The organism is Azospirillum mesophilum (assembly GCF_053470405.2).
Genome location: NZ_JBPXMQ020000007.1, coordinates 121,034 through 134,291, shown reverse-complemented (window position 1 = coordinate 134,291; position 13,258 = coordinate 121,034). Strand labels below are relative to the sequence as shown.

14 protein-coding genes and 1 pseudogene are annotated in these 13,258 nt (G+C 68.5%); 8 read left to right on the top strand and 7 right to left on the bottom strand.

The window, feature by feature from the left end:
* Positions 1-27 precede the first annotated feature (27 nt).
* The 3 genes from moaC (at position 28) to lexA (ending at position 2,562) form a co-directional block, all read left to right on the top strand.
* Entirely contained in the window at positions 28-507 is a 480-nt protein-coding gene (gene moaC / locus ACSVC7_RS10195) for a cyclic pyranopterin monophosphate synthase MoaC (RefSeq protein WP_448202909.1), read from the top strand.
* Entirely contained in the window at positions 504-1,736 is a 1,233-nt protein-coding gene (locus ACSVC7_RS10190; protein WP_448202910.1) for a molybdopterin molybdotransferase MoeA, read from the top strand. The genes moaC and ACSVC7_RS10190 overlap by 4 nt, the downstream gene beginning before the upstream one ends.
* A 127-nt stretch (positions 1,737-1,863) precedes the next feature.
* Positions 1,864-2,562 carry a transcriptional repressor LexA gene (lexA, locus tag ACSVC7_RS10185; RefSeq protein ID WP_448202911.1) on the top strand — a complete coding sequence of 233 codons (699 nt, stop codon included), beginning with the start codon at positions 1,864-1,866 and terminating at the stop codon, positions 2,560-2,562.
* 12 nt (positions 2,563-2,574) lie between these two features.
* Here the strand turns inward: lexA and ACSVC7_RS10180 are convergent, their stop codons facing one another.
* A complete protein-coding gene (locus ACSVC7_RS10180; protein WP_448202912.1) occupies positions 2,575-4,716 on the bottom strand; it encodes a ComEC/Rec2 family competence protein in 2,142 nt (713 codons plus the stop codon).
* Between the two features lie 124 nt (positions 4,717-4,840).
* On the opposite strand from ACSVC7_RS10180, the gene gltX reads away from it, so the two are divergent.
* The 3 genes from gltX (at position 4,841) to ACSVC7_RS10165 (ending at position 7,864) form a co-directional block, all read left to right on the top strand.
* Positions 4,841-6,253, top strand: a complete 1,413-nt coding sequence (gene gltX / locus ACSVC7_RS10175) for a glutamate--tRNA ligase (protein WP_448202913.1) — start codon at positions 4,841-4,843, stop codon at positions 6,251-6,253.
* Between the two features lie 95 nt (positions 6,254-6,348).
* On the top strand, positions 6,349-7,668 hold the full coding sequence (gene gltA, locus ACSVC7_RS10170) for a citrate synthase (protein WP_448202914.1): 1,320 nt from the start codon (positions 6,349-6,351) through the stop codon (positions 7,666-7,668).
* Complete coding sequence (locus tag ACSVC7_RS10165) at positions 7,661-7,864, top strand: hypothetical protein (RefSeq protein ID WP_448202915.1); 204 nt, start codon at positions 7,661-7,663, stop codon at positions 7,862-7,864. The genes gltA and ACSVC7_RS10165 overlap by 8 nt, the downstream gene beginning before the upstream one ends.
* A gap of 18 nt (positions 7,865-7,882) precedes the next feature.
* Here the strand turns inward: ACSVC7_RS10165 and ACSVC7_RS10160 are convergent, their stop codons facing one another.
* The gene (locus ACSVC7_RS10160; RefSeq protein ID WP_448202916.1) at positions 7,883-8,785 is read right to left on the bottom strand and encodes a LysR substrate-binding domain-containing protein; all 903 of its coding nucleotides are present in this window, start codon (positions 8,783-8,785) and stop codon (positions 7,883-7,885) included.
* Positions 8,786-8,902: 117 nt separating this feature from the next.
* Here ACSVC7_RS10160 and ACSVC7_RS10155 point away from each other — a divergent pair.
* Both ACSVC7_RS10155 and ACSVC7_RS10150 read left to right on the top strand, forming a co-directional pair.
* A pseudogene (locus tag ACSVC7_RS10155) lies at positions 8,903-9,259 on the top strand (GNAT family N-acetyltransferase); the annotation flags it as partial.
* Positions 9,260-9,273: 14 nt separating this feature from the next.
* On the top strand, positions 9,274-9,414 hold the full coding sequence (locus ACSVC7_RS10150) for a hypothetical protein (RefSeq protein ID WP_448203177.1): 141 nt from the start codon (positions 9,274-9,276) through the stop codon (positions 9,412-9,414).
* Positions 9,415-9,426: 12 nt separating this feature from the next.
* Here ACSVC7_RS10150 and gloA read toward each other — a convergent pair whose 3' ends face one another.
* Genes gloA through fabZ form a run of 5 tightly spaced genes read right to left on the bottom strand, consistent with a single transcriptional unit; the run spans position 9,427 to position 13,135 of the window.
* A complete protein-coding gene (gene gloA, locus ACSVC7_RS10145; protein WP_448202917.1) occupies positions 9,427-9,822 on the bottom strand; it encodes a lactoylglutathione lyase in 396 nt (131 codons plus the stop codon).
* Positions 9,819-11,003 (bottom strand): lipid-A-disaccharide synthase, encoded by a 1,185-nt coding sequence (gene lpxB / locus ACSVC7_RS10140; protein ID WP_448202918.1) that lies wholly within the window; start codon positions 11,001-11,003, stop codon positions 9,819-9,821. Before lpxB ends, gloA begins: the two co-directional genes overlap by 4 nt.
* Positions 11,000-11,842 (bottom strand): LpxI family protein, encoded by an 843-nt coding sequence (locus tag ACSVC7_RS10135; RefSeq protein WP_448202919.1) that lies wholly within the window; start codon positions 11,840-11,842, stop codon positions 11,000-11,002. The genes lpxB and ACSVC7_RS10135 overlap by 4 nt, the downstream gene beginning before the upstream one ends.
* Before the next feature lie 31 nt (positions 11,843-11,873).
* Positions 11,874-12,668, bottom strand: a complete 795-nt coding sequence (lpxA, locus tag ACSVC7_RS10130; RefSeq protein ID WP_448202920.1) for an acyl-ACP--UDP-N-acetylglucosamine O-acyltransferase — start codon at positions 12,666-12,668, stop codon at positions 11,874-11,876.
* The gene (fabZ, locus tag ACSVC7_RS10125; protein WP_448202921.1) at positions 12,665-13,135 is read right to left on the bottom strand and encodes a 3-hydroxyacyl-ACP dehydratase FabZ; all 471 of its coding nucleotides are present in this window, start codon (positions 13,133-13,135) and stop codon (positions 12,665-12,667) included. Before fabZ ends, lpxA begins: the two co-directional genes overlap by 4 nt.
* Positions 13,136-13,258 lie beyond the last annotated feature (123 nt).

Here is a 13,258-nt window from a genome sequence, read left to right as displayed (position 1 = left end):
CCCGCCTGATCCTTCCCTGGAGGCCCTATGACCGGCTTCACGCATTTCGATTCCGAGGGGCGCGCCGTGATGGTGGACGTCTCCGACAAGGCGGAGACGGAGCGCACGGCGACCGCGCGCGGCTCCGTCATCATGCAGCCGGAGACGCTGAAGCTGATCCTGGAGGGCGGGGTCAAGAAGGGCGACGTGCTGTCGGTGGCGCGGCTGGCCGGCATCATGGGGGCCAAGCGCACGCCGGACCTGATCCCGCTGTGCCACCCGCTGGCGCTCACCTCGGTCAAGGTGGACCTGACCTGCGACCCCGACCGCAACGCCGTGGACATCACCGCCACCTGCAAGCTGAAGGGCCAGACGGGCGTGGAGATGGAGGCGCTGACCGCCGTGTCCATCGCCGCCCTGACCGTCTACGACATGTGCAAGGCGGTGGACAAGGGCATGACCATCACCGACGTGCGCCTTGTCCACAAGGCCGGCGGCAAGAGCGGCGAGTGGGGAGCCGCCCCGTGATTTCGGCCGCTATGATTTCAGTCGGGGAGGCCCGCGCGTGCGTCCTCGCCGCCTTCTCGCCCCTGCCGGCGGAGACGGTGGCGTTGCCCGACGCGCTGGGCCGCGTGCTTGCCGAACCGCTCGTCGCCCGCCTGACCCAGCCGCCCTTCGCGGCCTCCTCCATGGACGGATGGGCCGTCCGCGCCGCCGACATTGCAACGGCGGAGGCCGGCGCGCCGGTCACCCTGCGCCGCGTTGGCGAGGCCTCCGCCGGCCACGCCTTCACCGGAACGGTCGGGCCGGGCGAGGTCGCGCGCATCTTCACCGGAGCCCCCCTGCCCGCCGGTGCCGATGCCGTGGTCATGCAGGAGGACACCGAGACCGAGGATGATCGCGTGCGGATCGGGCGCGCGGTGCCCGCCGGCCGTTTCGTGCGCCCCGCTGGGCTGGACTTCTCCGTCGGCGAGGAGCTTCTGCCGAAGGGCCGGCTGATCACCGCGCGCGATGTGGCGCTGGCGGCCTGCGCGAACGTGCCGTGGCTGCGCGTGCACCGGCGCCCGCGCGTCGCGGTGCTGGCCACCGGCGACGAGATCGCGCTTCCCGGCGAGCCGCTGGGGCCGAGCCAGATCGTCAGTTCCAACGCGCTCGGCCTCTGCGCGCTGGTCGCGACTCAGGGCGGCATCGCGCACAATCTCGGCATCGCCAAGGACGACCCGGCAAGCCTCGCCGCCATGGCGGCCGGCGCGGCGGGCTGCGACCTGCTGGTGACGACGGGCGGCGCGTCCCAGGGCGATTACGATTTCGTGCGGAACGTCCTGGGCGGCCTCAGCCTCGCGTTCACCGCCGTCGCCATGAAGCCGGGCAAAGCGATGATGTTCGGCACGGGCGGTGCGGTGCCGCTGCTCGGCCTGCCCGGCAACCCGGTGTCCACGGGCGTGGCCGCCGTCCTGTTCCTGCAGCCGATCCTGCGCGTTCTTCAGGGACTGCCGACCGACGACGCTCCCCAATGGGCAAGACTTGACGCGCCCTTGAAGGCCAACGATTCGCGCGAAGACTTCGTGCGCGCCGCCCTGACCCTGGATTCCTGCGGGGACGCGGTCGCGACGCCTTTCCCGCGCCAGGACAACGCCATGATGTCGCGCCTCGCCAAGGCCGACTGCCTGATCCGGCGCCCGCCCAACGCCCCGGCGGCAGAGCCCGGCGACCGCGTTCCGGTCATCCCACTCTCGGGCGGTGTACTCTCTCTGTAAAAGATGCCGCGGAATTGTGTTGGGCCACGTCTTCCGGGGCTTGACGGCGGTTGGGAACCAAACTAGAACAGAGTGGAACGTTTTACTTTTGTTCCATGTCCAGTGCGGCACCGGCCGGGAGGCACAAATGCTCACGCGCAAGCAGCATGAATTGCTGCTTTTCATCCACGAGCGGCTTGGTCAGGGCGGTGTGTCCCCCTCCTTCGACGAGATGAAGGACGCGCTCGGCCTCAAGTCGAAGTCCGGCATCCACCGCCTGATCACGGGCCTGGAGGAACGCGGCTTTATCCGCCGCCTGCCCCACCGCGCCCGCGCGCTGGAGGTACTGCGCTTGCCGGAGGGGCTGGAGGCCGGCCGCGGCCGGCCCCCGCGCGCCAAGTTCCAGCCGAACGTCATCAAGGGCGACTTCGCCTTCGCCGGCCGCGAGGCGAACCCCGCGTCGGAAACGGTGCAACTCCCGCTCTACGGCCGCATCGCCGCCGGCACGCCCATCGAGGCGTTGCGCGACAACTCGGCCTACGTGGACATTCCCGCCGCCATGCTCAGCACGGGCGACCACTACGCGCTGGAGGTTGCCGGTGACTCGATGGTCGAGGCGGGCATCCTCGACCACGACACGGTGATCATCCAACGCTGCGACGGGGCTGAGAACGGCTCCATCGTCGTGGCCCTGGTGGACGAAGCCGAAGTGACGCTCAAGCGGCTGCGCCGCAAGGGCAACACCATCGCCCTGGAACCCGCCAACGCCGCCTACGAGACCCGCATCTTCGGTGCCGACCGGGTGCGCGTCCAGGGCCGTCTCGTCGGGCTGGTTCGGAAGTACTGAGACTACGGACGATCAACGCGGCATCGTCCACGGGCGGTCGCCGCGTACGTCCCGGACGCTCTGCACGCGTACGCCCTTCATGGAGACGTACAGCGCCTGCGCTCCCTCGCGGCGCAGGCGCCAGCGGTCGATGACCAGCGGCGCCCGGCACCCACGCGCCGGTTCGGCGATGATCACCGCGTCGGCGAGGGTGCAGTCCTCCGGCAAGGCGTCCGGCGTGCGCAGCAGAGCGATGGTCCGGCCGTTCAGCCGGTAAACGCATCCCAACACGTCGCAACGCAGCCGCCCGTCGAGGCTGACGCCCTCCGGCGGCCAAACATCCGCCGGCCCCTCGCGCCCGTCCCGCCGCAACCAGGTTTCCGCCGCGCGTCCGTCGGCCTTGGCCGACAGGCTGAGATGTCCCTCCGCCGTGCGGACGGCCATCACCGTTCCGTCGCCGGTGACCAGGATGTCCGGTCGAGGAGTCAGCGCCGGCGACAACATTCCGGCCATTATCGGCACGAGGCCGAGCATCCTCCAACGCCCGCTCCAGATCACCAGCCACAGGCCGCCGCCCGTCACCGCCCCGATGCCCCAACCGGGCATGGCCGGGATGAGGATGGCGGCTCCGGGTAGGGCTGCGGTGACCTCCGCCGTCCAGATCACCAGCCGGTCGCCCCAGTTCATCGCGATCAGCGCCGGCGCCTCCAGCCCGAAGGGCATCAGCAGATAGGCCATCAGGCTCCATGGCATGACCCAGACGGAGGTCACGGGAATGGCAACCATGTTCGACAGCACGCCGTAGAAAGCCACCTGCTGGAAGTGGAACAGCGAATACGGTGTCGTCGCGAGCGTCGCGATCACGCTGGTGAAGGCAATGCCGGCCAGATGCAGTAGACCCTGGAGGAGCCATCCCGCCCCCTTTCGCCACCGAACCAGCACCGGATTCGCGACCTCGAAGACGGCGATCAGCGCCACCACGGCCGCGAAGGACATCTGGAAGCTGGGGCCGAGCATGCCTTCCGGTTCCATCAGGACGGTAACGATCCCGGCGAAGGCGACCAGCCGCATGCTGAGCGGTGATCGGTCGGCGATCACCGCCCCCATGATCAGCCCGGTCATCAGCACCGACCGCACCGTCGGCACGGGCGCCCCGACCAGCATCGTGTAGGCCATGGCGGAGACGATGCCGAACGCCGCCGCGATCTTTTTGATCGGCCAGCGCAGCGCGATCCAGGGCACCAGCGCCAGCAGGGCACGCACGACCCAGAAGACGATGCCGGCCGCGATGCCCACATGCAGGCCGGAGATGGACAGCAGGTGCGCGAGGCCGCTGTTGCGGAAGGCGTCCATGACCGGTTCCGGGATCGCCACCTCCTCCCCATTCAGCAGGGCGGCGGTGACGCTGGCTTCCACCGGGTCGGGAATGGCGCGCTGCACCCGCTCCGCGATCACCGCGCGCGCCCGGTCGAAGGCGACCGTAACGACGTCCCAACCGGACACCGGCGGCGCGTTCAGAACCTCCGGCGTGCCCAGCACGAATCCCACCGCGCCGAAGCCCTGGAAGAAGGCCCGGCGTTGGAAGTCGAAGGCGCCCGGTTCCGGCGGTGGTGCCGGCGGATGGAGGACCGCGCGCATCCGGACCACGGTCCCGGCCTCCGGCGGCACGAACTTCGCCGGCAGCCGGAGTCGCGCCTTGGCCGGAGTCGCCTCCGGCTTCAGCTTGTCGACCGACAAATCGCCGACGAGCATGCGCGCGCCAGCCGGCTGCCGCTCCACCGACAGGACGCGCCCGGTGACCATGGCCGGTCCCACGTCGCGCGTCAGGATGGGGGCGGCGACCATCGCGGTGCGGGTCTGCGCCACGGCGAAGCCCAGCGCGACGCTCAGCAGCGCCACGGACCCTATCACGGCACCGAGCCGCCGGCGCAACACCCACAGCGCGAGAAGGCACAGGATGGTTGCGGACGGCCCAAGCCACAGCGGCGGTTCGGTGGGCAACGCGAAATACAGCGCAACGCCACCGCCGACGCCGACCGGCGCCCAGAGCGCCCAGCGCTCCCGCTCGGCGGCCAGAAGCCCGGCGAGCCCGCCCAGCGCACGGGCGACCGGTCCCGGACGGGGCTCGTCCTGCGCAGGGTACGCCCCATCCTCGTCCAATAGACCTTCGGTCACCGCCACGCCATCCCATTCTGGCCTATTCTGGCGCCCATGCGCGCATGGCAAATGCCCCACACGCGCCTAATGTGTTACACCACCGCACCACTGTAGCAGTGCTGAACCCGGAATTGAGCCACCGATGACCGTCGTCACCCGTTTCGCCCCGTCGCCCACCGGCTTTCTCCATATCGGCGGCGCCCGCACCGCGCTGTTCAACTGGCTGTACGCCCGCCACACCGGCGGCAAGTACCTGCTGCGCATCGAGGACACCGACCGCCAGCGCTCGACGGACGCCGCGGTGGACGCGATCCTCGACGGCCTGTCCTGGCTCGGCCTGGACTGGGACGGTGACGCCGTCAGCCAGTTCGCCCGCAAGGACCGCCACGCCGAGGTCGCCAAGCAGATGCTGGAGGCCGGCAAGGCCTACTACTGCTACACCAGCCCCGAAGAGCTGGACGAGATGCGCACGGCCCAGAAGGCGGCCGGCCAGCCGATCCGCTACGACGGCCGCTGGCGCGACCGCGACCCGTCGGAGGCGCCCGCCGGGGTCAAGCCGGTGATTCGCCTGAAGGCCCCGCAAGAGGGCGAGACGGTGCTGAAGGACCGCGTTCAGGGCGAGGTGCGGGTGCAGAACGCGCAGCTCGACGACCTGATCCTGCTGCGCGCGGACGGCACGCCGACCTACCTGCTGGCCGTGGTGGTGGACGACCATGACATGGGCGTGACCCACGTCATCCGCGGTGACGACCACCTGACCAACACCTTCCGCCAGATCCAGATCTACAACGCCATGGGCTGGGACCTGCCGGAGTTCGGCCACATCCCGCTGATCCACGGGCCGGACGGCGCCAAGCTGTCGAAGCGCCACGGCGCGCTGGGCGTGGACGCCTACCGGGACATGGGCTACCTGCCCGAGGCGATCCGCAACTACCTGCTGCGGCTCGGCTGGGCGCACGGCGACGACGAGATCATTTCGACCGAGCAGGCGATCGAGTGGTTCAACCTTGAGGGCATTGGCCGCTCTCCCTCCCGCTTCGACTTCGCGAAGCTGGAGAACCTGAACGCCCACTACATGCGCCAGGCCGACGACGCGCGACTCGTGGGTCTGATCGTTCCGCGCCTGGAGGCCGAGTTCGGCCGCAGCCTGACCGACTCGGAACGCGACCTGCTGGCGCGGGCCATGAACGGCCTGAAGCAGCGCGCCCGCACCGTCGTCGATCTGGCGCAGAGCGCGCGCTTCTACGTCACCGCCCGCCCGCTCGCCATGGACGAAAAGGCCGCAGCGCTGCTGGACGAGAAGGGGCGCGGCCTGCTGACCGATCTCGCCGCCCTGTTCCAGGCCGAACCGGACTTCACCGCCGCCGCCCTGGAGGCTCGCGTCCGGAGCTTCGCCGAGGAGAAGGGCGAGAAGCTGGGCAAGATCGCGCAACCGCTGCGCGCCGCGCTGACCGGCGCCACCGTGTCGCCGCCGATCTTCGAGGTCGCGGAACTTTTGGGCCGGGACGAGACGCTGGCGCGCATGGCCGATGCCGCAGGTGCAGCACAAAGATAATTTCCGTGCGTTGATATCCTTACGGCATGGAACTATGCTGCGCCGATTCGAAAAGGGCGGTAAGCCCCAACCCTAATAGATAAGGACGTGCCGAGATGACCCAAACCGCGGACAGCAAGGCCAAAGATACCTTTACCCTGATCGACAACCGCACCGGCAAGCAGGTCACCCTGCCGGTGATGCACGGCTCGGTCGGGCCGAGCGTGATCGATATCCGCAAGCTGTACGCCGAAACCGGCTGTTTCACCTACGATCCGGGCTTCACCTCGACCGGCAGCTGCGAATCCCAGATCACCTACATCGACGGTGACGAGGGCGTCCTGCTGCACCGCGGTTTCGCCATCGACGAGCTGGCCGAGAACTCCACCTTCCCGGAAGTCTGCTACCTCCTCCTCAACAACCATCTCCCGAACGCCAAGGAGAAGGAGGAGTTCGAGAGCATCCTGCGCCGCCACTCGATGGTGCATGAGCAGCTGACCCGCTTCTACAGCGGCTTCCGTCGCGACGCCCACCCGATGGCCGTCCTGTGCGGCGTCGTCGGCGCTCTCTCGGCCTTCTACCACGACTCGACCGACATCGACGATCCGGTGCAGCGCAAGATCGCCGCGCACCGCCTGATCGCCAAGATCCCGACCATCGCCGCGATGGCCTACAAGTACTCGGTCGGCCAGCCCTTCATGTACCCGCGCAACGACCTGTCGTACGCGGAGAACTTCCTGTACATGACCTTCGGCACGCCCTGCGAGCCGTTCAAGGTCAACCCGATCCTGTCCAAGGCCATGGACAAGATCTTCATCCTGCACGCCGACCACGAGCAGAACGCCTCGACCTCGACCGTCCGTCTGGCCGGTTCGTCGGGCGCCAACCCGTTCGCCTGCATCGCCGCCGGCATCGCCTCGCTGTGGGGTCCGGCCCACGGCGGCGCCAACGAGGCCGTGCTGAAGATGCTGGAGGAGATCGGCTCGGTCGATCGCATTCCGGAAATCGTTCGCCGCGCCAAGGACAAGAACGACAACTTCCGCCTTATGGGCTTCGGTCACCGGGTCTACAAGAACTACGACCCGCGCGCCCAGGTCATGCGCAAGACCTGCCACGAAGTGCTGGCCGAGCTGGGCATCAAGGACGAGCCGCTGCTCGACATCGCGATGGAGCTGGAGCGCATCGCGCTGGAAGACGAGTACTTCGTCGAGAAGAAGCTGTACCCGAACGTCGACTTCTACTCGGGCATCATCCTGAAGGCGATGGGCTTCCCGACCAGCATGTTCACCGTGCTGTTCGCCGTGGCCCGCACCGTCGGCTGGATCTCCCAGTGGAAGGAGATGATCGAGGATCCGGTCCAGAAGATCGGCCGTCCGCGTCAGCTCTACACCGGCGAGACCAAGCGGCCGTTCGTGCCGCTGGCCCAGCGTGGCTAATCGGCCGACAGCGCATTTCGGGACGGGCGGCTCCGATGGGGCCGCCCGCAGCCCGGCTGCGTACATCGTTCCGGCGCGGCGGGTTCGCACCCTGCCCGCCGCGAACGACAACAAGCCGCCCCTGTCCCGGCGGCTCCGCCGTATTGTGGTCTACACCTTGATCCTGGCGACCCTGGCCGGCCTGCTGCTGATCTGACCCTTCACGGTCCAGGGATCAATCGCATCCGGGAATCAACCGCCCGGCCCGAGCACGGTCCGCTGCCGCCTCCTCCAGCAGCCACGTCCGAAAGGCGCGATGCACGCGCCGTCCCCGCCCCTCGGCGGGCGCCGTCAGCACATAGCGGTCGCCGACCGGCACCGGTGGGCCGAACGGGCACACCAGCCGCCCCCCTTCCAGCGCATCCAGCACCAGCGACGGCCGCCCCAGCGCCACCCCCTGTCCCGCCATGGCCGCCTGCAACACCATGGTGGAATCGGAAAAGCTGAGCCCCTGGGCCATGTCGATGTCCACGCCGGTCGCGGCTCGCCACAGGCTCCAATCCGGAGATTGGTGGAAATGCAGCAGCCGATGCCGCCGCAGATCTTTGGGTTCCATCAGCGCGTCAGCGAGGGTCGGCGCGCAAACGGGGAACAGCGGCTCGTCCGACAGCAGCGTGCCATCCGGAATGTTCTCGCCACCGCGCGCGTAGCGGATGACCGCCCATCCCGTTTCAGCCTCCGACGGCCGGTCGGCGTTTCCGCCTTCGACGTCCACCCGCAAGTCCGGCCATCGGTCGAGAAAACGCTGGAGCCGGGGCACCAGCCACAGCGCCGCCCAGGCCCGCGGGGCGGCCACGCGCAGCCGTTCGGGGCCGCTGGTGGCGATGCGGTCCCAGCTCTCCTGAACGCGCCCGAAGCCGGAGGTGCAGGACCGCGCGAGGTCGCTCCCGGCGTCCGTCAGCACAAGGCCCTTGGCGGTGCGGTCGAACAAGCGGACGCCCAGCCGCTTTTCGAGGTCGCCGATCTGCCGGCTGATCGCGCCGTGGGTCAAGCCAAGCTCTTCGGCGGCGCGCGTCATGCTGCCGTGTCGGGACGCCGCTTCGAAGGCGGCCAGGGCGGTGAAGGGAAGACGCGGCATGCAGTGGACAGCTTGTGATGTGAGAATTCCTCACACCCTTTCCGCGCGAAGTCAATTGCCCCGCTGGCGCTGCCTCGGCAGGCTTGGGCCGTGACGACCACGAACCGGACTTCTGCGATGATCACCGCAATCGAAAGGCTTGATGACCCGTCGCTGCGCGGGGCCCTGGAAGCGCTCTTGGAGGATGCCGTGGGGAGCGGCGCCTCCATCGGCTATCACGCTCCGCTGTCTCCCGCGCTGAACCGTCAATACTGGGACGGCGTCGACCAACTGTTGGCGGGCGGAACCCACCGGTTGCTGGTCGCGCGCGGACCGGACGGCGCCGTGCTGGGCAGCGTCCAACTGGCCTTGTGCACCAAACCCAACGGGGCCCACCGGGCGGAGGTTCAGAAGCTGATGGTACACCGCGACCATCGCGGGCGGGGCGTCGCCAGGAGCCTGATGTCCGCGCTGGAGGAGATGGCCGCGGGCTGGGCCGGAAGCTGCTCGTGCTCGACACGCTCAAGGGCGACTTCGGCGAGCCCTTCTATGAACGGACAGGATGGACACGCGCCGGGGAGATCCCCGGCTACACAATCGAAAAGGACGGCAGCTATCACCCCACCGTCCTTTTCTACCGCAACATCTGAAGGCGAAGGGCCTTACTTCTTCTCGATCAGCTCGACCTTGTAGCCGTCCGGATCCTCGATGAAGGCGATCACGGTGGAGCCGTGCTTCATCGGGCCGGGCGGGCGCGGAATCTTCACGCCTTCCTTGGCAAGCTGCTCGCAGGTCGCGTAAATGTCCGGCACGCCGATGGCGATGTGACCGTAGCCGGAGCCGATGGTGTAGGGCTCGGCCTGGTCCCAGTTGTGGGTCAGTTCCAGCACCGCCGTGTCCTTCTCGTCGCCGTAGCCGACGAAGGCCAGGGTGAAGCGCCCGCCCTCATAGTCGTTGCGACGCAGCAGCTTCATGCCGAGCAGGCGGGTGTAGAAATCGATCGACTTCTCCAGGTCGAACACCCGGAGCATCGTGTGGAGGAGGCGATAGTCGCTCATTGGGTCTCTTCTCCCGTTTTTTGGCTTTTGCCGACCACGTCCAGAACCACGCGGGCAGCACGTTCGCTCGGCGGGGTTCCCCCCTGGCCGAGCCAGCGGGCCACCTCGGCCACGCCGTCCACCTGGGCGGCGCGGGCGGCGGGGTCGTCGAGCAGGCGGGCCAATTCCTCGGCCAGCCGGTCGGGCCGGCAGTCCTCCTGAAGCAGTTCCGGCACCAGCATGCGGTCGAGCATCAGGTTGACGAGATTGACATATTTGACCCGGATGAAGCGCCGGTACAAGGCCACGGTCACCGGATTCAGCCGATAGGCGATCACCGACGGCAGCCGGGCCAGCGCCAATTCCAGCGCCACGGTACCGGAGGCGGCCAGGGCGACCTCCGCCGCGGCGAAGGCGTCGTACTTGGCCGCGTCACCCTCCACGACAACGGTCCGCAGCGGCCAATCCGCTGTCGCCGCCACGACCCGGTCGCGGACGGTCGCCACGGTCGGAACGACGGTGACCAGATTTGGGTGCGTCGGAAGCAGCCGTTCCAGCGTGGCGCGGAAGTCCGGCAACAGCCGACTCACCTCGCCCTTCCGACTGCCGGGAAGCACGGCGACGACACGGGCCTCGTCGGGCAAGCCGTGCGCCGCGCGGAAGCGGGCTGCATCGCCCTGCCCCGCGCCGCTCTCGACCACCGAGTGGCCGACGAAGCTGCAAGCTAGCCCCTCGCGTTCAAAATAGGGCGGCTCAAAGGGCAGGATCGCCAGCAGGTGGTCGTAGATCGCCGCGTATTTGGCCGCGCGCTTGGGCTTCCAGGCCCAAACGGTCGGGGCGACGTAGTGGATCAGCGCGATGCCCGGCGCCTCGGCCTTCACGCGCTTGGCGATGCGGACCGTGAAGCCCGGCGAATCGATGCCGATCACCGCATCCGGCCGCAGCCGCAGGATTTCGGCAACCGTCTGGTCCATCCGACGGAGCAGGTTCGGCAGGTGGGGCAGCAGTTCGAAGACGCCAAACAGCGTCAATTCGCCCATGGGGAAAAGGCTTTCCAGCCCCTCCGCGATCATCCGTTCGCCCCCGATCCCGGCGAAGCGCACGCGGCCGCCGGTCAAGCGCTTGCACGCCGCCATCAGCCGCGCACCGAGCGCGTCGCCGGATGGCTCCCCGGCGATCAGGAACAGCAGGGGCTCGCTCACGCCCCCGACTCCGCGGGAACCGTGATGCCGACCACGAACAGCCCCAACCGATCCGCCGTCTCGGCGACCGCCGCCCGGTCCACCAGCAGGCTACCGCCGGCTTCCACCGCGATGCCGCGCAGGCCCGCGCGGGCAGCGTTCTCCACCGTGGTCACGCCCATGGTGGGCAGGTCGAGCCGCCTGTCCTGCTGCGGCTTCTTCACCTTGACCAGCACCCCTCCCGGCCCCGGCCGTTTCAGGTCGGCGCAGCGCGCCAGCATGGAGTCGGTACCCTCCACAGCCTCCACGGCCAGCACGATTCCCTGCTGCACCACCGCCCCCTGCCCGACATCCAGCGCGCCCAGCCCCCGAGCCACCTCCACGGCGCGCGCGATGTCGCGCTCCGCCTCCGCGTCCGGAATGAGTCGGCCGACCGGACCGGGCTGGGTCAGCAACTCGCCCAGAAGTTCGTGCAGGCCGACCACGCGGAAGCCGTCCTCCTCCAACTGCCGGGCGACGGAGCGAAGCAGCCCGTCGTCGCCGAGCGCACGGGTGCCGACTCTGGCCAGGAACTTGGTGGTGTACCAGTCGGGAAGCAATTCCGTGAAGGATGGGCGCCGCACCGGTCCGGCGAAGACCAGTTCGCCCACGCCTTCCTGCTTCAGCCGGGCGATGATGCTGCCGGCCGCGCCGAAGCGGCTCCACAGATGCGGAAGACCCTCGACCGTGGCGGGGTCGGTGTGGCCGTCGAAGGCCACCACGAACACCTCGCGGCCCTGGCCCCGAACGGCAGCGGCGATCCGCGCGGGCAGCGTGCCGCCGCCGGCCAGGATGCCCAATTTAACGGGAGGCTGCGGCACGGACTGAACTCCCCCTCCGGGAGGCCGCCGGTCAGCTGTCACGCGGCTGGCAGAGCGACCGCGAAGCGCGGGACCGGATGAATTCCAACACGTCGGTCACCAGCGACTTCGCGCCGAAATCGCGGTCCACCTCCTCCAAACGCTCAGCGAAGGTGCCTTCCGGCCCGAACAGCAAGCGGTAGGCGGCGCGCAGGGCGTGAATGTCCTCCTTGCCGAAGCCGCGGCGTTCCAGCCCGATGAGGTTCAGGCCAGCCAGACGCGCCCGCTCGCCCATCACGAGGCCGTAGGGAATGACGTCCTTCTCGACGCCCGACATGCCGCCGATCATGGCGTGCGAGCCGATGCGGACGAACTGGTGCACGGCGGAGAGGCCGCCGATCGTCACGAAGTCGCCCAGTTCCACATGGCCGGCCAGCGTCGCGTTGTTCGCCAGAACCGCGTTGTTGCCGACGATGCAATCGTGCGCGATGTGGACGCCGACCATAAACAGACCGTTGTCCCCGACGCGGGTGACCAAGCCGCCGCCCTCGGTTCCGGGGCTCATGGTGACATGCTCCCGGATCTGGTTGCGGCAGCCGACGATCAGTTCCGACCGCTCTCCCTTGAACTTCAGGTCCTGCGGCCGGTGACCGATGGACGCAAAGGGATAGACGACCGTCTCTTCGCCGATCTTGGTCCGCCCCTCGACCACCACATGCGACGTCAGTCGCACGCGGTCGCCGAGTTCGACGTCCGGACCGACCACGCAGAAGGGACCGATGAAGACGTCCTCTCCCAGCTTGGCCGCCGGATCGACGACCGCGTTCGGGTGGATGGAAACGCTCATTTCTCGTCCAGAATCATGGCGGAGTAGACGGCTTCGGCGACCAGGACACCGTTGACCTTGGCTTCGCCCTTGAACTTCCACACGTTGGCGCGCTGGCGCTGCTTCGTCACATGGATGTGGATCGTGTCGCCGGGCGTCACCGGACGGCGGAAGCGGGCCTCGTCCACCGTCATGAAATAGACGAGCTTGCCTTCCGATTCGGCACCCAGCGTGGCGACCACCAGAACGGCGGAAGTCTGGGCCATCGCCTCGATGATCAGCACGCCGGGCATGACCGGACGCGACGGGAAATGCCCCTGGAAGTACGGCTCGTTGATCGTGACGTTCTTGACGCCCGTGGCGCTCTCGCCCAGCGTCACGTCGATCACGCGATCGATCATCAGGATCGGATAGCGATGCGGGATCATTTGCATGATCCGCGTGATGTCGATGTCGGCCATCTTGTTGTTTTCCGCCGTCACATCCATGGTCCGGCCGCTCGCCTTTCAAGTCTCCGGGTTCGCCCTTGCCACGCGCCGTGCGCGGGCCGTGGGGTGCCGCCCGTTGTGCCCCATTTCCGGGGATTTATCAATCGCCACGCCCGCCAAACC

Coding starts and splice junctions, on each gene's coding strand:
- moaC (WP_448202909.1), top strand. CDS start 28: ATGACCGGCTTCACGCATTTCGATTCCGAGGGGCGCGCCGTGATGGTG.
- lexA (WP_448202911.1), top strand. CDS start 1,864: ATGCTCACGCGCAAGCAGCATGAATTGCTGCTTTTCATCCACGAGCGG.
- gltX (WP_448202913.1), top strand. CDS start 4,841: ATGACCGTCGTCACCCGTTTCGCCCCGTCGCCCACCGGCTTTCTCCAT.
- gltA (WP_448202914.1), top strand. CDS start 6,349: ATGACCCAAACCGCGGACAGCAAGGCCAAAGATACCTTTACCCTGATC.
- ACSVC7_RS10160 (WP_448202916.1), bottom strand. CDS start 8,785: ATGCCGCGTCTTCCCTTCACCGCCCTGGCCGCCTTCGAAGCGGCGTCC.
- gloA (WP_448202917.1), bottom strand. CDS start 9,822: ATGAGCGACTATCGCCTCCTCCACACGATGCTCCGGGTGTTCGACCTG.
- lpxA (WP_448202920.1), bottom strand. CDS start 12,668: ATGAGCGTTTCCATCCACCCGAACGCGGTCGTCGATCCGGCGGCCAAG.
- fabZ (WP_448202921.1), bottom strand. CDS start 13,135: ATGGATGTGACGGCGGAAAACAACAAGATGGCCGACATCGACATCACG.